General features: G+C 34.4%; 13 protein-coding genes and 2 pseudogenes. 9 read left to right on the top strand and 6 right to left on the bottom strand.

All coding sequences use genetic code 11. The features are described from left to right. The first annotated feature begins 8 nt into the window (after window positions 1-8). From BP18_RS07640 to BP18_RS07615, 6 genes are all read left to right on the top strand, one after another. The gene (locus tag BP18_RS07640; protein WP_007720824.1) at window positions 9-1,157 is read left to right on the top strand and encodes a glucose-1-phosphate adenylyltransferase; all 1,149 of its coding nucleotides are present in this window, start codon (window positions 9-11) and stop codon (window positions 1,155-1,157) included. Further along, window positions 1,147-2,319, top strand: coding sequence for a glucose-1-phosphate adenylyltransferase subunit GlgD (gene glgD / locus BP18_RS07635; RefSeq protein ID WP_007720822.1), 1,173 nt, complete (start codon window positions 1,147-1,149; stop codon window positions 2,317-2,319). Before BP18_RS07640 ends, glgD begins: the two co-directional genes overlap by 11 nt. Window positions 2,320-2,323: 4 nt before the next feature. After that, window positions 2,324-3,760 carry a glycogen synthase GlgA gene (gene glgA / locus BP18_RS07630; protein ID WP_029277697.1) on the top strand — a complete coding sequence of 479 codons (1,437 nt, stop codon included), beginning with the start codon at window positions 2,324-2,326 and terminating at the stop codon, window positions 3,758-3,760. 183 nt (window positions 3,761-3,943) lie between these two features. Beyond that, the gene (locus BP18_RS07625; RefSeq protein ID WP_029277695.1) at window positions 3,944-6,379 is read left to right on the top strand and encodes a glycogen/starch/alpha-glucan phosphorylase; all 2,436 of its coding nucleotides are present in this window, start codon (window positions 3,944-3,946) and stop codon (window positions 6,377-6,379) included. Window positions 6,380-6,420: 41 nt separating this feature from the next. Further along, window positions 6,421-8,280: a glycoside hydrolase family 13 protein gene (locus tag BP18_RS07620; RefSeq protein ID WP_035050569.1), complete on the top strand. Its 1,860-nt coding sequence runs from the start codon at window positions 6,421-6,423 to the stop codon at window positions 8,278-8,280. A 264-nt stretch (window positions 8,281-8,544) separates the two neighbouring features. Next, window positions 8,545-9,822, top strand: coding sequence for an NCS2 family permease (locus BP18_RS07615; RefSeq protein ID WP_029277386.1), 1,278 nt, complete (start codon window positions 8,545-8,547; stop codon window positions 9,820-9,822). A 146-nt stretch (window positions 9,823-9,968) separates the two neighbouring features. Here BP18_RS07615 and BP18_RS07610 read toward each other — a convergent pair whose 3' ends face one another. Continuing rightward, window positions 9,969-10,595: a DsbA family oxidoreductase gene (locus tag BP18_RS07610; RefSeq protein ID WP_007720804.1), complete on the bottom strand. Its 627-nt coding sequence runs from the start codon at window positions 10,593-10,595 to the stop codon at window positions 9,969-9,971. Between the two features lie 200 nt (window positions 10,596-10,795). Between BP18_RS07610 and BP18_RS07605 the strand changes: the two genes are divergently transcribed. Beyond that, window positions 10,796-12,469: a peptide ABC transporter substrate-binding protein gene (locus BP18_RS07605; protein ID WP_007720802.1), complete on the top strand. Its 1,674-nt coding sequence runs from the start codon at window positions 10,796-10,798 to the stop codon at window positions 12,467-12,469. 96 nt (window positions 12,470-12,565) lie between these two features. Here the strand turns inward: BP18_RS07605 and BP18_RS07600 are convergent, their stop codons facing one another. The 3 genes from BP18_RS07600 to BP18_RS12845 all read right to left on the bottom strand — a co-directional run bounded on the left by BP18_RS07600 (window position 12,566) and on the right by BP18_RS12845 (window position 13,438). Further along, on the bottom strand, window positions 12,566-12,928 hold the full coding sequence (locus BP18_RS07600) for a hypothetical protein (protein WP_231549414.1): 363 nt from the start codon (window positions 12,926-12,928) through the stop codon (window positions 12,566-12,568). A 136-nt stretch (window positions 12,929-13,064) separates the two neighbouring features. Further along, window positions 13,065-13,232, bottom strand: a complete 168-nt coding sequence (locus BP18_RS12850) for a DUF4828 domain-containing protein (protein WP_231549470.1) — start codon at window positions 13,230-13,232, stop codon at window positions 13,065-13,067. 20 nt (window positions 13,233-13,252) lie between these two features. Then, window positions 13,253-13,438, bottom strand: a complete 186-nt coding sequence (locus BP18_RS12845; protein ID WP_231549454.1) for a hypothetical protein — start codon at window positions 13,436-13,438, stop codon at window positions 13,253-13,255. A 313-nt stretch (window positions 13,439-13,751) separates the two neighbouring features. Here BP18_RS12845 and BP18_RS12840 point away from each other — a divergent pair. Then, a pseudogene (locus BP18_RS12840) lies at window positions 13,752-13,975 on the top strand (amino acid kinase family protein); the annotation flags it as partial. Between the two features lie 145 nt (window positions 13,976-14,120). Here the strand turns inward: BP18_RS12840 and BP18_RS12605 are convergent. Continuing rightward, window positions 14,121-14,237 (bottom strand): annotated as a pseudogene (locus BP18_RS12605) (amino acid kinase family protein); the annotation flags it as partial. A 313-nt stretch (window positions 14,238-14,550) separates the two neighbouring features. Between BP18_RS12605 and BP18_RS07585 the strand changes: the two are divergent. Beyond that, window positions 14,551-14,925, top strand: coding sequence for a DUF4828 domain-containing protein (locus BP18_RS07585; RefSeq protein ID WP_007720796.1), 375 nt, complete (start codon window positions 14,551-14,553; stop codon window positions 14,923-14,925). 593 nt (window positions 14,926-15,518) lie between these two features. Here BP18_RS07585 and BP18_RS07580 read toward each other — a convergent pair. Further along, window positions 15,519-17,192, bottom strand: coding sequence for a peptide ABC transporter substrate-binding protein (locus tag BP18_RS07580; RefSeq protein WP_007720802.1), 1,674 nt, complete (start codon window positions 17,190-17,192; stop codon window positions 15,519-15,521). Window positions 17,193-17,420 lie beyond the last annotated feature (228 nt).

The raw sequence follows: 17,420 nt of genomic DNA, 5'->3' as shown, positions 1-17,420 counted from the left end.
TTAGAACAATGAAAAAAACTGAGACATTAGCTATGATTTTAGCAGGAGGACAAGGAACAAGGCTTGGAAAGTTAACCAAAGATATTGCTAAACCAGCTGTACCTTTTGGTGGAAAGTATCGGATCATTGATTTCGCATTAAGTAATTGTGCTAATTCTGGCATCAAAAATGTTGGTGTAGTTACCCAATACCAGCCGCTTGAATTGAATACTCACGTAGGAAATGGTGAAAGCTGGGGGCTAAATACACATGATGGTGGGGCAACGATTTTACAACCTTATTCAAGTGTAGATGGTGAAAAATGGTTTAAAGGAACGGCTCACGCTATTTATCAAAATATTGATTTCATTGACCGCTATAATCCTGAATATCTACTAGTTCTTTCCGGAGATCATATTTACAAAATGGACTATCAAGATATGATTGAATTTCATAAAGAAAAGGATGCAGCTTTAACAGTAGGTGTTATTCCAGTTCCTATTGAAGAAGCTCCCCGTTTTGGTATCATGAACACCGATCAGACAAATCGAATTATTGAATTTGAAGAAAAACCAGCAGAACCTAAAAGTAACTTAGCCTCAATGGGAATCTACATTTTTGATTGGCCAATGTTGAAAAGATATCTTGTTGACAATCATGCGAAAAATAGAACGATGGAAGATTTTGGGAAAGATGTTATCCCTGCTTATTTAAGAAACAGCGAGAATATTTTTGCTTACGCTTTTAAAGACTATTGGAAAGATGTAGGAACGATTGAAAGTCTTTGGGAAGCGAATATGGAATTTTTAGATCCAAATCATGCATTGAATATAAGAGATACATCCTGGAGGGTTTACACTCAAAATCCTTCTGCGCCGCCACAATTTTTGACGAAATCGTCAAATGTTTCAGATTCAATGATTGCTGATGGGTGTTATATTGCTGGAGAAGTTAAACATTCAATTTTATCTCATAATGTCAAAGTGGGTAAAAATTCAACAATTAAAGACAGTCTGATCATGGCAAATGTAACGATTGGAGAAAATGTAACGATCAATTGTGCCATTATTGGAGAAAATGCAAAAGTTCATGATGGAGCTCAAATTAATGGAGATGAAAAAAATATTACGGTTATTGGATATGCAGAAGAGGTAGGAGGGTTAAAAGATGAAGATTAAAGAACAGCTGTGTGCAGTTTTAAATTTAGATGAATCAGAAAGACAATTGATGCCTTTAACGAAAAAAAGAGCAGTTGCGGCATTGCCGTTTGGATCACGTTACCGATTAATTGATTTTCCGCTTTCTAGTTTATACAGTGCAGAAGTTTCTTCTGTTGCCATATTTGTCCGAGGCAGCGCTAGATCATTAATGGATCACGTTCGAAGTGGTTACCCTTGGGGGATGGACTCTACCGTTGGTGGGGGTTTATTCGTTCACTCAGGAGCAGAAATCAAAGAGGCCTTAGAAAAATTAGAACCAGGCGAAATTAGCAGTTATTACCAAGACCAAATTGATTTTGTGCAACATTCTAAAAAAGGTTATGTAGTGGTTATGGGCAGTAAAATGTTGTGCAACGTAGATGTGAAAGGTGTTTTAAGAAGCCATCTTGAAAATGAAGCAGATATCACCATTGTTTATAAAAATGTTTCAAAAGGATTTTGTTTACCGGATTCGATTGATAATTGTTTATCATTTGCGGCAGAAGGAGATAGTAAAGTAACTGCTCTGACTCCAGCACGTGAACTATCAAAAGATGAAACAAAAATGGCTATTGGAATGGGAATTGCGATTATGAGCAAGGACAAATTTGTTGAATTAACGACTGAGGCAGCGAATAATCGTATAAAAGGCGATATCAATGTCTTAATTAGACACAGTTTGAAAAAAAATAAAGTACATGGTTATGAATATACGGGTTACTTGAAAAATATTGAAAATGTTTCAAGTTATTATGATGCAAATATGGACTTGTTAGATGAGGATAATTACAATGCATTATTTTATCGTAGTCAACCGGTCATTACAAAAGTGAAAAATGGAGCACCAACTTATTATTCTAAAGAAGCGAAAGTTAGTAATTCTCAGTTTGCCAGTGACTGTGTGATTGATGGAACAGTGGAAGATTCACTTATTTTCCGTAAAGTTACCCTTGAAAAAACAGCAATTGTCAGACACTCTTTAATTATGCAAGGCTGTAAAATTGCTGAAGGAGCAGAATTAAATTACGTCATTTTAGATAAGGGTGTAAAGATTGGTCCAGGAGTAAAATTAACCGGAACCAAAGAAAACCCATTAGTTATTGAAAAAGATAGTAAAATGACTGTTGAAAAAGGGAGCTGAAAAGATGAAAGTACTATTTGCGGCGGCGGAATGTGCTCCTTTCTTTAAGACTGGTGGATTAGGAGATGTCGCCGGAGCTTTGCCAAAAGAATTAAAAAAACAAGGTATAGATGTGCGAGTGGTATTGCCCTTGTACAGTACGATGCCTCAAAAATATAAAGATCAGCTAGAAGATGTCGTTCAATTTGAAGTGAAAGTTGGCTGGAGAAGCCAATATTGCGGCATTAAAAAGTTGGAAAAGGACAAAGTAGTGTACTACTTTGTTGATAATCTTTACTATTTTGATCGTCCAAGTATTTATGGTTTTGATGATGATGGTGAACGGTTTGCCTTTTTTGCGCAAGCAATCTGTGAAATGCTGGAAAAAATAGCCTTTATTCCGGATGTATTGCATGTAAATGATTGGCATACTGCTATTATTCCAGTCTTACTAAAAGATAAGTACCATTGGATTGAGAACTATCAATCGATAAAAACGATTTTAACGATTCATAATCTCCAGTTCCAAGGGGTATACGATCAACTCGCGTTATCTGATTTATATGGTATTGGATACAATACGTTTCATGAGCATGGTTTGAAGTACTATGACCAGATTAATTGCTTAAAAGGTGGCATATTTTATGCGGACCAGGTCACAACAGTAAGTCCGACTTATGCACAAGAAATTCAGACACCTGAGTTTGGAGAAAATTTAGATGGTGTATTACGGCACAATAATTATAAATTGAGCGGCATTTTAAACGGAATCGATTATGATGTCTTCAATCCTGAAACGGACGATTTGATTCCAGCTCATTTTTCTGCAAAAGAATTAGCTGGAAAAACGGCCAATAAATTGGCATTGCAAGAACGTGTCGGTTTACCAGTAGATAAGAAGGTTGCGTTAATGTCTATGGTCAGTAGATTGACCACTCAAAAAGGCTGTGACTTGTTACGTGATAAAATAGATGAATTGATGCAACGAAATATCCAAGTTCTGATATTAGGTACAGGAGAAAAAGAATATGAAGACAGTTTTAGTTATTTCACTTGGAAATATCCAGAGAAATTTAAAGTCATCATTGATTTTGATGTATCCTTAGCCCAGTTGATTTATGCGGGAAGTGATTTATTTATTATGCCATCAGCATTTGAACCATGTGGATTATCACAATTGAATTCGCTTCGATATGGCACCTTGCCAATTGTTCATGAAACGGGTGGATTAAAAGATACGGTAGAACCTTTCAACCCAGTTACTGGTGAAGGAACTGGATTTAGCTTTTATGATTTTCGTTCAGAAGTGATGGTTGAGACCATTGATCGTGCATTGACTCTTTATTATGATGAACCAAAAGCGTGGTCATCATTGGTAAAACAAGCTATGACAAAAGATTTTAGTTGGGAGAAGTCTACTAAAGAATATATAGACGTTTACACAGCGCTACTTAAGGCATAATGATGAACTTCAACAGGAGTATAAAAATAGGCAACTATTCTTATTTTAACTGTTGAAGTTTCTTTTTTTAAGAACGCTTGTGGCAAATTAAATGGAATCTATTAGTTGGAATTTTCAAAATGATTTTGAAACAGCCACACCATTTGTTGAACAACAACTATAAAAGAATACGGGGAGAAAACTATGACGTTAACAACGACTGCATTTAAAAAACAATTTAAACAAGTATTCGAAGGATTGTATGCTTCCAATGTGAAGGATTCTTCATCTATTCAACAATACACAGCATTAGGGAACTTCGTAAAAGTCTATTCTTCTGAAAATTGGAATCAAACAAGTCAACGGTATCTTGAAGATAAAGTCAAACAAGTTTTTTACTTTTCGATGGAATTTTTGCCTGGACGTATGCTGAAAAGCAATCTATTGAATCTAGGTATTTTAGATACAGTACGTGATGGAATAGCAGAAATGGGATTAGATTTTGATGCTATTGTAAAATCAGAAGTAGATCCAGCTCTAGGCAATGGTGGACTAGGAAGATTAGCTTCTTGTTTCATGGATTCTATCGCTTCTCTAGGCATCCCAGGCAATGGAAATGGTATTCGGTACCGCTATGGCTTGTTTCAACAAAAATTTGTTGATGGTTACCAAGTAGAATTGCCTGAAAATTGGTTACGTAACGGAAATGTTTGGGAAGTTAGAAAAGAGAATAAAGCTGTTATGATCCGTTTTGGTGGAGAAGTCTATATGAAAGAGGATGGGGAGAATAAGCTACGACCGATTTATTCTAATACTCAAAATATTTTAGCGGTCCCTTACGACACAGGAATGATTGGTTATGAAAATGATGTCGTCAATAAACTACGGTTATGGTCGGCAGAAATACCACCTGAGGAAGAAATAAATTTCAAAACAAGTGCTGAACGAGAAGTCGTGAATCAAATTACAGAAGTACTTTATCCAGATGATTCCAACTATGAAGGACAGCTTCTTCGATTGCGTCAAGAATACTTCTTTACATCTGCTGGGATTCAAAGCATCATTCGCTTTTTCAAAAAACAACAGCTGCCATGGAGTGATTTTCCAAATAAAATAGCGATTCATGTTAATGATACACATCCGGCTTTATGTGTTCCAGAATTGATGCGTATTTTGTTAGACGAAGAAGGTCTGAGTTGGGAAAGAGCCTGGGATATTACGAAGAAATCAATTAGTTACACCAACCATACTGTTATGCAAGAAGCTATGGAAAAATGGCCTGTTCAAATGGTCCAAGAATTGATTCCACGCATCTACCAAATCATTGAAGCCATCAATCAACACCATATTGATAAAAAAATACCTTTATATGGGGAAGAATTGACTTATCGAACTACCATTATTTCAGATGGCAATATCAAAATGGCGAACCTAGCGATTATCGGTAGCCACAGTGTAAATGGTGTTGCACAGTTGCATACAAATATTTTGAAAGAACAAACATTGCGAGATTTTTATGAAATGTATCCATCTAAATTTAATAACAAAACAAACGGTATCACACAACGAAGATGGTTGCATTTAGCCAATGAAAAATTGACACAGTTAATTGATGAGAAAATAGGCAAAGAATGGAAAACCAGCCCAGCAGAACTCAGACAGTTTAAAGCTTACGCGAAAGATGACGAAACGTTAAAGCAGTTAGCAGCTATTAAACTGGCTAACAAAAAACACTTTGCAGCCTATGCAAAAGAAAAATACGACATTGAACTTGACCCTACTGCTTTATTTGATGTACAAATCAAAAGACTGCATGCCTATAAACGTCAATTGTTAAATGCCCTTCATATTTTGGATCGTTATTTGAAAATCAAAGAAAATCCAACAGTGGAATTGCAACCAAGAGTCTTTATATTTGGAGCAAAAGCCGCACCAAGTTACATCTATGCTAAACAAATTATAAAATTTATCAACGCGTTAGCTCAATTGGTAAATAATGATCCAGATGTAGGAAATAAAATAAAAATCATTTTTGTTGAAAATTACGGTGTTTCCTTGGCAGAATTGATTATCCCAGCTGCCGATATTAGTGAACAAATTTCATTAGCCGGTAAAGAAGCTTCTGGAACAAGCAATATGAAATTGATGCTGAATGGTGCTTTAACTATGGCGACTTTGGACGGTGCAAATATTGAAATCAAGGATCTAGTAGGAGAAGATAATATATTTTTGTTTGGTTTGACAAATGATGAAGTGAATCAAATGAATCGAGAAGGGTATTATTCTTCTAAAAAAGTCTTAGAGAATAACCCACGTTTAAATCGTGTATTGGAGTGTCTAGTAAATGGTACCATTCCGGATATTGAAGAAGAAGGCAGAGTGATTTACGACTCCTTAATTCGATACAATGATGAATATTATGTCTTGCAAGATTTTGAAAGTTTTGTTGCAGCGCAAGAAAGAGCAGATGAATTATACCAAAATAAACAGTTGTGGAATCAGAAAGCATTAATCAACATTGCAAGTTCTGGGCCATTTTCAGCCGACTTCACAATTATGCGTTATGCGGATGAAATATGGAATGTTAAGGGGCTATCTACAAAAAATAAAGCCTTTTTAAAAGGAAATCAGCCAATATAACGACGAAGAAATGTTAACTACAGTAGAACTGAGGAAATTAAATGACGGAAACAATTTATTACAATTCTTGGTTAACAGAATACAAAAGACCATTTGGGGCTGTACGGGTTAATGAAAAAGTAACTTTTACTATTACGTGTGAACGGCCAGTCGTTGAATCAGTTTACTTAATCGTACAAAAAGATTTTGGAGATACGTTTGAAATAGAAATGCATTCCAAAGGAGATTCTCACTACCAAGTAACGGTTTCATTAACAGAAGGACAAGGATTGTATTATTATTTTTTTAAACTGACACTTCCTAAAGAAAAGCAAACAAAGACACTTTATTACGGAAATAATCAACAATCAAAAGGCGGAGCAGGTCACATCTATGAAGCTGAAAATCAAGTGAAACCCTATCAATTAACCAGCTATCTTTATGATGATGCTTCACCTAATTGGTACCGTGAGGGAGTTGCTTACCATATTTTTGTTGACCGTTTTTACAATGGCAACGAAGATGGAAAAGTAGCGAATCCAAAAAAAAATTCTTTTTTGTATGCTAATCAAGATGATTTGCCCATGTACATTAAGAACGAAAAAGGGGAAGTTGTTCGCTGGGAATTCTATGGCGGAAATTTAAAGGGTATTATCCAAAAATTGCCTTATTTAAAGACACTTGGTATAACCATTTTGTATCTCAGTCCGATATTTGAAGCACGCAGCAATCATAAATACGATACAGGCGATTTCATGAAAATCGATCCCATGTTTGGCGATGAAGAAATAGTTAAAGAACTTATTAAAGAAGCCAAACAAGCGGGTATGCATATTGTTTTAGATGGCGTATTTAACCATTCTGGTGCGGACAGTCGCTATTTTAATTTGTTTGGAACGTATAATGAGGTAGGAGCCTATCAGTCTAAGAAAAGCGTCTATTCTGATTGGTACACCTTTAAAAATTTTCCGGAAGATTATGAATCTTGGTGGGGTGTGAAAGATTTACCCAAGTTAAATACGGAAAATCCAGAGGTCCAGTCTTTCATTTATAAAGAAAAAAATAGTGTCATACGCAAGTGGTCAAAGCTAGGTTTAGGTGGATGGCGCCTTGATGTAGCGGATGAATTATCGGATGATGTACTGAAAGGGATACGATCAGCATTACAAGAAACTATCCAAGACACTGTACTTATTGGAGAAGTATGGGAAGATGCTTCGAATAAAATTGCTTATGAAAAAAGGCGACATTATATTGAAGGAGGTATGTTGCATGGAGCGATGAATTATCCTTTTCGAGAGATTATTCTAGGATTGCTCAGAAAATCCATCAAGCCGCAAGAAGCTGCTGAAAAGTGGATGAATTTAAAAGAAAATTATCCACCTGAAGCGTTCAAAAGTAATTTTAATAATATCGGAACACATGATACTGAACGAATTTTAACGGCATTAAACCAGAATGTAGCAAAATTAAAACAAGCACTGCTCTTATTGTTTGTCTTACCTGGAGTTCCGAGTCTTTATTATGGAGATGAAGTAGGTCTTGAAGGAAAAGAAGATCCAGATAATCGCAGAATGTATCCATGGGGAAAAGAAAATAAAGAGATTCAATTCGTTGTAAAGAAAATGATTGCTTTAAGAAAGAATGGAAATAGTCTGAAAGATGGCGATTTTTATGTTTTTTCACAAGATGAATTAGTGGGGATCATCAGATGGATAAGTATGGAAGAATTTGTAGTCGTTCTTTTAAACACATCCAATAAAAAAAATCGCTTAGAAATTTCAGCTATTTTAGAACAGTATGATTTTGATATTGTTTCTTTTTTAAACAAGCATCAAATAAATCATATTCAAGTAGAAGGCAATGGCATTGTTCTGTTAAAAAAAGAACAGAATCAAGAAATGACTATTCTTACAATTTAAAAAATAAAAACGAACCTTCTATTAGTCATCTTGACTAATAGAAGGTTCGTTTTTGTGAATCATACGAGCTGAAACGAGTGTTTTAACGGCTTGATTAAAATACAATATAAGTCATGACATTTGATTCTACAGATGGTATAATGAAATGTTGGGGCGTGTAAAGAAAGAAACTTTCTTTTTTGCTATGCAAGCTTTATAAAGCTTGCAAGCCCATGTCTCCAGATTACTTGTGTTTGAAAAACACATCGAAAAGGAGCAGAAATAATGAATTATTTTAAATTGAAAGAGAAACAAACAAGTATCAAACAAGAGATGTTAGCAGGATTTACGTCCTTTTTTGCATTATCTTATATAATTATCGTAAATCCTTTAATACTAGCTGATGCAGGTATTCCAGCCGAGTTAAGTGTTTTTAGTACAATACTCGTTTCAGCTATTGGAAGTATTGTTATGGGATTATGGGGAAATGCTCCGCTGGTCTTAACACCAGGTATGGGGATCAATGCATTCTTTACGTATACAATTGTTGGAGCAATGGGGCTATCATGGCAGCAAGCATTATCTGTTATTGTCGTATCGGGATTATTGTTTATTGTTGTCGGATATACTTCAATTAGTAAACTGTTAGCAGATGCTATTCCTGATTCATTAAAGCACGGAATCACAGCTGGTATAGGCTTGTTTTTAGTTGTACTAGGATTAAAAAATGGCGGTATTCTTGTTGATGGAGGAGCAGACTCATTTGCAGTCTTAGGCGATCTATCGGATCCAATTGTATTATTGGCCGTTATTGGAATCTTTTTATCTGGCGTATTGTACTTAAGAAATGTACCTGGAAACTTCTTTATTGGAATTGTTGTGATCACACTTATTTCGCTAGTGACTGGTATTCATAAAGCAGGTGTTTCTTCATTCTCATTGGGAAACATCACAGAGTTCCCAGCACTTTTAGGAGCGCTAGATTTCTCAGCTGTCTTTACTTTACCTTCTTTAATAGCCATTTTCTCTATGACAATGATCTTGATCTTTGAATCGATTGGGTTATTTGAAGGAATGTTAGAAGATAAAACGCGTTATACCAGTGCATTCAAAGTCAGCGGAGTCATGACTCTTGTATCTGGCTTACTCGGAACAAGTCCAACTATTCCAGCAGCAGAAAGTGCTTCAGGAATTAAAGCTGGAGGGAAAACAGGTTTAACAGCTATTTTTGCTGGAGGATTGTTTTTACTTTCATTAGTCTTTACTCCGCTGTTGTCTTATATTCCAAACGCAGCATTGTCACCCGTAATTGTTATTACAGGTGCCATCATGATGGGGAATTTGAAGTATATGCCATTTGATGATTTTAGTGAATGGTTCCCGGCATTTTTGATTGTGGTTATGATTCCTTTAACGTCAAGTATTGCTGATGGATTAGCATTTGGTTTCGTAGCTTATCCAATTTTCAAATTAGCACAAGGTGATTTATTTAAAGTGAAAAAAGCTATGCACGTTGTATCATTTTTATTCTTGCTTACAATGATCGCTATTGCATTAATCTAATTACTAGTTGAAAAAAATAAAAACCCTCAGAAATTAGGCGCTAATTTCTGAGGGTTTTTTGGTTGTTTAATTAATAATTACATTCCAAACAGTAGAACACTATTCGTGAAACGCATCAAATTAAAATATTTATATCAGTCATTCAATTATTTTTTTGCGTCTATTTCTGCTAATACTTGTTCAAATACTTCAATAGGTTGTGCTCCACTGATGCCATATTGTTCATCAATAACAAAGAAAGGAACACCTTGAACACCAATTTCAGCTGCTTTGGCTTGGTCCAAACGTACGGCATCTAAATAAGCTTCTGAAGATAAAACGTCTTTAACTTTTGTTTCATCTAATCCAATCGAAGTGGCTAAATGAACTAAAAAGTCATCATCATTTAACCATTTCCCTTCAATGAAATAAGCTTTTTTTGCTAGTTCCATAAATTCATTTCCTTTACCATGTTCTTTAGCATATTGAAACAAACGATGTGGTTTCAGAGTATTTCCATGCTGAATCGTTTCGTAATGGTAATCTAGATCGACGTTATTAGCCATTTGAGTAACTTGTTGAATCATAGAATGAGCTTGTTCAACACTCATTCCTTTGTGATCAGCGAAATAATCTTCCATATTTCCTTCAACTTTTTCAGGTGCTGTGGGATCTAGTTCATAACTATGAAATTCAATTTCTACATCGGTGCGCTCTTTTATAGCTGCTTCTAAATGACGTTTTCCAATGTAACAAAAAGGGCAAACAAAATCTGACCATACTTCTATTTTCATCCTGTATCACTCCTAATAGTTGCTTACTAATGATAAGCATAAAGGTAAAAGTATTCAGTTGTCAATAAAAGTTAATCTTTTTGAAAAAAAGCTTTGTAAAAAAGCTTGCAAATAAGAACAAGAATGTGTATATTTATTATCAAGTTCTAATTTTATTAGAGAGAGATTAAAAACGGATAAGAAAACAGGGGGATTTAACTATGGAAAAGAAAAAGTGGTGGCAATCAGGTGCATTAGTGTTAACAGCTGGTTTATTAGTAGCTTGTGGAAATGACGCAGAAAGCGAAAAAGGCAGTTCAAGCTCAAGTGAAGGTAATTTAGCAGAAGAGCAAGTATTAAATTTAGTTGAAATTGCTGAATTACCGACTGGGGATACAGCACTAGCTACAGATACAGTAAGTTTTACTGTTTTTAATAACATCAATGAAGGCTTGTATCGTCTTGATAAAGACAGCCAACCCATTCCTGCTTTAGCTGAAGATGAAGCAACAGTTAGCGAAGACGGCTTAGAATATACTTTTAAATTGCGTGAAGACACAACTTGGTCAAATGGTGACCCTGTAACAGCTAAAGATTTTGTTTACGCTTGGAAACGTGTTGTTAATCCTGAAACAGCTGCTTCTTATTCTTACTTATTTGAAGGAATTAAAAATGCATCAAGTATCATTTCAGGTGAGGCTGATCCTGAAACATTAGGCGTAGAAGCAGTAGGCGATTATGAATTGAAAGTGACAATGGAAACGCCAGTACCTTATTTCATTTCATTAATGGCATTCCCTACATTCTTCCCTCAAAATCAAGCATTTGTAGAAGAACAAGGTGATAATTATGGAACTTCAGCAGAAACAATGGTCTTTAATGGACCGTTCACATTCACTAAATGGGATGGAACGAATCTAAACTGGACATACGAAAAGAATGAAGATTATTGGGATGCTGAAAATGTTGCTTTAGAAGAGATTAATGTTGAGGTTATTAAAGAAACGTCAACAGCGTTAAATTTATATGATTCTGGTCAAATTGATCGTGTTAATTTAACAGGTGAATTTGCTAAACAATACCAAGATAATGCAGACTACACAGTTGAAACAGAAGCAAGAACGTCTTATCTTCAATTGAATCAAGAACGAGATGGCAAAGAAACACTCTTAGCAAATGAAAACTTACGTAAAGCTATTGCAACTTCTTATGACCATGATTTATTGGTTAATGAAATCTTAGCTAATGGTTCTCAAAAAGTAGGAGGACTTGTGCCTGCTGAATTAGCAGCAAATCCAACGACTGGAGAAGATTTCCGTGCAGAGTCTGGCGACTATCTAACGTTTGATAAAGATGCAGCTAATAAATACTGGGAAGCCGCTAAATCTGAACTAGGTACAGATACGGTAACATTAGAATTACTTGGTGATGATGATGAATCAAACAAAAAAATCGGTGCTTACATGAAAGACCAAATTGAAACAAACTTACCTGGTGTAGAAATCACACTGAAAAATGTTCCATTCAAAGCTCGTTTAGAATTACAAACAAAACAAGATTATGATTTAGCTTTAGGTGGATGGGGAGCAGACTTTGCTGATCCAGTTAACTTTATTGATTTAATGACATCAGAAAGTCCATATAACCGTTCAAGCTACAGCAATGCAGAATTTGATAAATTAGTTGCCTTATCTAAAGGTGAAAATGCAACAGATGTTGATGCACGTTGGACAAACTTGCTTGATGCAGAAAAAATCTTATTAGATGAAGCTGGCGTAGCTCCTCTTTTCCAAAGAGCAGCAGCAACATTGCAAAAAGAATATGTTAAAGATATCTATAACTACCAAGTTGGAGCTAAATACAGCTACAAAGATGCTTATATTGAATCTCACTAAAAAGTGACTTATTTATAAACAAGACTAAATAGAAAGAGCTCTGAACGAGAAGTATCACTCTTCGTTTAGAGCTCTTTTTATCTTAGACGCTTCTGTTCAGGCTTTAGTTGCTTTATTAACAATTTTGTTCGTTTGTAAATCAAAAAGAATATTGCAAACAAATAACACAGCTAAAACAGAAATACTCACAGCGGTATTATTATTAAGATAAAAATGAACAAATAGCGAATAAATCACGATTTTAGCGATTAATTGCAAACTAAAAATTTGTTTTAATTTTTTTATTAAAGGAATGGTCGGTTTAGCTTTGATATTTTTTATGATTCTTCGATCATTTACAAGGAAGATACGAACGAATTGACTTTCAAAATCATAAGCGCCAAAATGACGTAAGGCTAATAAATTTCCCATTACGTAAAAGACAATTAGTCCGATTAAAAGGTATTGAAACAAGAGCATTACTCCTTTCTGAGCAGTAGAAAATAAGTTGATTATTTATTATACCATAACGTCTGCAGAACTTTTTTTCACTAGTGCAGTTCAAGAAAACGAAAAAAGTAAAACCTATCCATGAGGTTAGTATCATGGATAGATTTTACTCTGTTAAAACAAATAAATAATTTTTCTCATCGGCATCGTCATAAAAAGATAATGTATCATTTGCTTGACGCTTAGCAATCAATTCATACCCAAAATGATCCGTGAAGACAAGTTGTTGTGAGGAGATAGAAGTAATGCTACCTAAAATAGGTTGGTCATTAATAACAAAATTTCCTTCTTTTGTTATTTTAAAAGACGCTGTTTTTCGTCTAGTTCTTGATTACTCCAAGTCCCGATGAAAGGAGCAAGAGGATCTTTCATAGAGATTGATTTAGATAAGCCGTTCTTTTTCTTTGAAACAGAATTTCCCAGCAATCCTGCAACAACAGAAAAACCTAAGAAAAGATTGATGTATTTATTCATTTTCATAATTTTTTTCTCCCATAATAAGTAATAAAATAAGTGCATCTATAAAATAAAACGTTGAATGTCAACTACTTTATTATATGCTTATTTTGGGGAATTAAATAGGGACTAAAGTATTATTTTGATGTCAAATTGATGTTAAATAGATTACTAAATGATAAAAAGACAAAATGAAATAATATTTCTGCTTTTTTGATTAAATAGATAGAAAGACTTGATTCTCAACGAAAAACAGTCCAAAATGTAGGAATATACTTCTTTCCCTTGTCCAGTGATGAATGAAAGTAAATAAAAAATAATAAAGGATGTTACTTTGATGAACGTGATTAAATTTGGTGGAAGCTCATTAGCTTCAGGAAGTCAGTTGAAAAAAGTAGTACAAATTGTAAAAGCGGATGCTGCAAGAAAAATTGTTGTCGTATCAGCTCCTGGTAAGCGTTCAACAGAAGATGAAAAGGTAACCGACTTATTGATTGGATTTGGTATGAAAGCTCTTGTAGGCATGATTTTAGCGCAGTATTGGGTAAGATTATTGCGCGTTCAAATCAGAAGATTAGCTTTGAACGAAATCATGATGAATCAACCAATAGATGCTTAGCATATGCCAAATAATGCTAGCAAGTGCGATAATAATCCAAGTTAGTCGCTTTATCGATTCATCTTCTGATTCAGAACTGATCTACATACCAGGAGCTGATACGACAACAATTTTTCTTGCAGCATCCGCTTTTACAATTTGTACTACTTTTTTCAACTGACTTCCTGAAGCTAATGAGCTTCCACCAAATTTAATCACGTTCATCAAAGTAACATCCTTTATTATTTTTTATTTACTTTCATTCATCACTGGACAAGGGAAAGAAGTATATTCCTACATTTTGGACTGTTTTTCGTTGAGAATCAAGTCTTTCTATCTATTTAATCAAAAAAGCAGAAATATTATTTCATTTTGTCTTTTTATCATTTAGTAATCTATTTAACATCAATTTGACATCAAAATAATACTTTAGTCCCTATTTAATTCCCCAAAATAAGCATATAATAAAGTAGTTGACATTCAACGTTTTATTTTATAGATGCACTTATTTTATTACTTATTATGGGAGAAAAAAATTATGAAAATGAATAAATACATCAATCTTTTCTTAGGTTTTTCTGTTGTTGCAGGATTGCTGGGAAATTCTGTTTCAAAGAAAAAGAACGGCTTATCTAAATCAATCTCTATGAAAGATCCTCTTGCTCCTTTCATCGGGACTTGGAGTAATCAAGAACTAGACGAAAAACAGCGTCTTTTAAAAATAACAAAAGAAGGAAATTTTGTTATTAATGACCAACCTATTTTAGGTAGCATTACTTCTATCTCCTCACAACAACTTGTCTTCACGGATCATTTTGGGTATGAATTGATTGCTAAGCGTCAAGCAAATGATACATTATCTTTTTATGACGATGCCGATGAGAAAAATTATTTATTTGTTTTAACAGAGTAAAATCTATCCATGATACTAACCTCATGGATAGGTTTTACTTTTTTCGTTTTCTTGAACTGCACTAGTGAAAAAAAGTTCTGCAGACGTTATGGTATAATAAATAATCAACTTATTTTCTACTGCTCAGAAAGGAGTAATGCTCTTGTTTCAATACCTTTTAATCGGACTAATTGTCTTTTACGTAATGGGAAATTTATTAGCCTTACGTCATTTTGGCGCTTATGATTTGAAAGTCAATTCGTTCGTATCTTCCTTGTAAATGATCGAAGAATCATAAAAAATATCAAAGCTAAACCGACCATTCCTTTAATAAAAAATTAAAACAAATTTTTAGTTTGCAATTAATCGCTAAAATCGTGATTTATTCGCTATTTGTTCATTTTTATCTTAATAATAATACCGCTGTGAGTATTTCTGTTTTAGCTGTGTTATTTGTTTGCAATATTCTTTTTGATTTACAAACGAACAAAATTGTTAATAAAGCAACTAAAGCCTGAACAGAAGCGTCTAAGATAAAAAGAGCTCTAAACGAAGAGTGATACTTCTCGTTCAGAGCTCTTTCTATTTAGTCTTGTTTATAAATAAGTCACTTTTTAGTGAGATTCAATATAAGCATCTTTGTAGCTGTATTTAGCTCCAACTTGGTAGTTATAGATATCTTTAACATATTCTTTTTGCAATGTTGCTGCTGCTCTTTGGAAAAGAGGAGCTACGCCAGCTTCATCTAATAAGATTTTTTCTGCATCAAGCAAGTTTGTCCAACGTGCATCAACATCTGTTGCATTTTCACCTTTAGATAAGGCAACTAATTTATCAAATTCTGCATTGCTGTAGCTTGAACGGTTATATGGACTTTCTGATGTCATTAAATCAATAAAGTTAACTGGATCAGCAAAGTCTGCTCCCCATCCACCTAAAGCTAAATCATAATCTTGTTTTGTTTGTAATTCTAAACGAGCTTTGAATGGAACATTTTTCAGTGTGATTTCTACACCAGGTAAGTTTGTTTCAATTTGGTCTTTCATGTAAGCACCGATTTTTTTGTTTGATTCATCATCATCACCAAGTAATTCTAATGTTACCGTATCTGTACCTAGTTCAGATTTAGCGGCTTCCCAGTATTTATTAGCTGCATCTTTATCAAACGTTAGATAGTCGCCAGACTCTGCACGGAAATCTTCTCCAGTCGTTGGATTTGCTGCTAATTCAGCAGGCACAAGTCCTCCTACTTTTTGAGAACCATTAGCTAAGATTTCATTAACCAATAAATCATGGTCATAAGAAGTTGCAATAGCTTTACGTAAGTTTTCATTTGCTAAGAGTGTTTCTTTGCCATCTCGTTCTTGATTCAATTGAAGATAAGACGTTCTTGCTTCTGTTTCAACTGTGTAGTCTGCATTATCTTGGTATTGTTTAGCAAATTCACCTGTTAAATTAACACGATCAATTTGACCAGAATCATATAAATTTAACGCTGTTGACGTTTCTTTAATAACCTCAACATTAATCTCTTCTAAAGCAACATTTTCAGCATCCCAATAATCTTCATTCTTTTCGTATGTCCAGTTTAGATTCGTTCCATCCCATTTAGTGAATGTGAACGGTCCATTAAAGACCATTGTTTCTGCTGAAGTTCCATAATTATCACCTTGTTCTTCTACAAATGCTTGATTTTGAGGGAAGAATGTAGGGAATGCCATTAATGAAATGAAATAAGGTACTGGCGTTTCCATTGTCACTTTCAATTCATAATCGCCTACTGCTTCTACGCCTAATGTTTCAGGATCAGCCTCACCTGAAATGATACTTGATGCATTTTTAATTCCTTCAAATAAGTAAGAATAAGAAGCAGCTGTTTCAGGATTAACAACACGTTTCCAAGCGTAAACAAAATCTTTAGCTGTTACAGGGTCACCATTTGACCAAGTTGTGTCTTCACGCAATTTAAAAGTATATTCTAAGCCGTCTTCGCTAACTGTTGCTTCATCTTCAGCTAAAGCAGGAATGGGTTGGCTGTCTTTATCAAGACGATACAAGCCTTCATTGATGTTATTAAAAACAGTAAAACTTACTGTATCTGTAGCTAGTGCTGTATCCCCAGTCGGTAATTCAGCAATTTCAACTAAATTTAATACTTGCTCTTCTGCTAAATTACCTTCACTTGAGCTTGAACTGCCTTTTTCGCTTTCTGCGTCATTTCCACAAGCTACTAATAAACCAGCTGTTAACACTAATGCACCTGATTGCCACCACTTTTTCTTTTCCATAGTTAAATCCCCCTGTTTTCTTATCCGTTTTTAATCTCTCTCTAATAAAATTAGAACTTGATAATAAATATACACATTCTTGTTCTTATTTGCAAGCTTTTTTACAAAGCTTTTTTTCAAAAAAGATTAACTTTTATTGACAACTGAATACTTTTACCTTTATGCTTATCATTAGTAAGCAACTATTAGGAGTGATACAGGATGAAAATAGAAGTATGGTCAGATTTT

This window comes from Carnobacterium jeotgali MS3 (genome assembly GCF_000745125.1).
Lineage (GTDB): Bacteria > Bacillota > Bacilli > Lactobacillales > Carnobacteriaceae > Carnobacterium_B > Carnobacterium_B jeotgali.
Note: the sequence above shows the minus strand (reverse complement) of the source record. Positions and strands in the feature narration are given on the sequence as shown.

What these genes read in the sequence shown, in the direction of transcription:
- BP18_RS07640 (WP_007720824.1), top strand. Translation starts at nt 9, where the DNA reads ATGAAAAAAACTGAGACATTAGCTATGATTTTAGCAGGAGGACAAGGA.
- glgD (WP_007720822.1), top strand. Translation starts at nt 1,147, where the DNA reads ATGAAGATTAAAGAACAGCTGTGTGCAGTTTTAAATTTAGATGAATCA.
- glgA (WP_029277697.1), top strand. Translation starts at nt 2,324, where the DNA reads ATGAAAGTACTATTTGCGGCGGCGGAATGTGCTCCTTTCTTTAAGACT.
- BP18_RS07625 (WP_029277695.1), top strand. Translation starts at nt 3,944, where the DNA reads ATGACGTTAACAACGACTGCATTTAAAAAACAATTTAAACAAGTATTC.
- BP18_RS07620 (WP_035050569.1), top strand. Translation starts at nt 6,421, where the DNA reads ATGACGGAAACAATTTATTACAATTCTTGGTTAACAGAATACAAAAGA.
- BP18_RS07615 (WP_029277386.1), top strand. Translation starts at nt 8,545, where the DNA reads ATGAATTATTTTAAATTGAAAGAGAAACAAACAAGTATCAAACAAGAG.
- BP18_RS07610 (WP_007720804.1), bottom strand. Translation starts at nt 10,595, where the DNA reads ATGAAAATAGAAGTATGGTCAGATTTTGTTTGCCCTTTTTGTTACATT.
- BP18_RS07605 (WP_007720802.1), top strand. Translation starts at nt 10,796, where the DNA reads ATGGAAAAGAAAAAGTGGTGGCAATCAGGTGCATTAGTGTTAACAGCT.
- BP18_RS07600 (WP_231549414.1), bottom strand. Translation starts at nt 12,928, where the DNA reads ATGCTCTTGTTTCAATACCTTTTAATCGGACTAATTGTCTTTTACGTA.
- BP18_RS12845 (WP_231549454.1), bottom strand. Translation starts at nt 13,438, where the DNA reads ATGAAAATGAATAAATACATCAATCTTTTCTTAGGTTTTTCTGTTGTT.
- BP18_RS07585 (WP_007720796.1), top strand. Translation starts at nt 14,551, where the DNA reads ATGAAAATGAATAAATACATCAATCTTTTCTTAGGTTTTTCTGTTGTT.
- BP18_RS07580 (WP_007720802.1), bottom strand. Translation starts at nt 17,192, where the DNA reads ATGGAAAAGAAAAAGTGGTGGCAATCAGGTGCATTAGTGTTAACAGCT.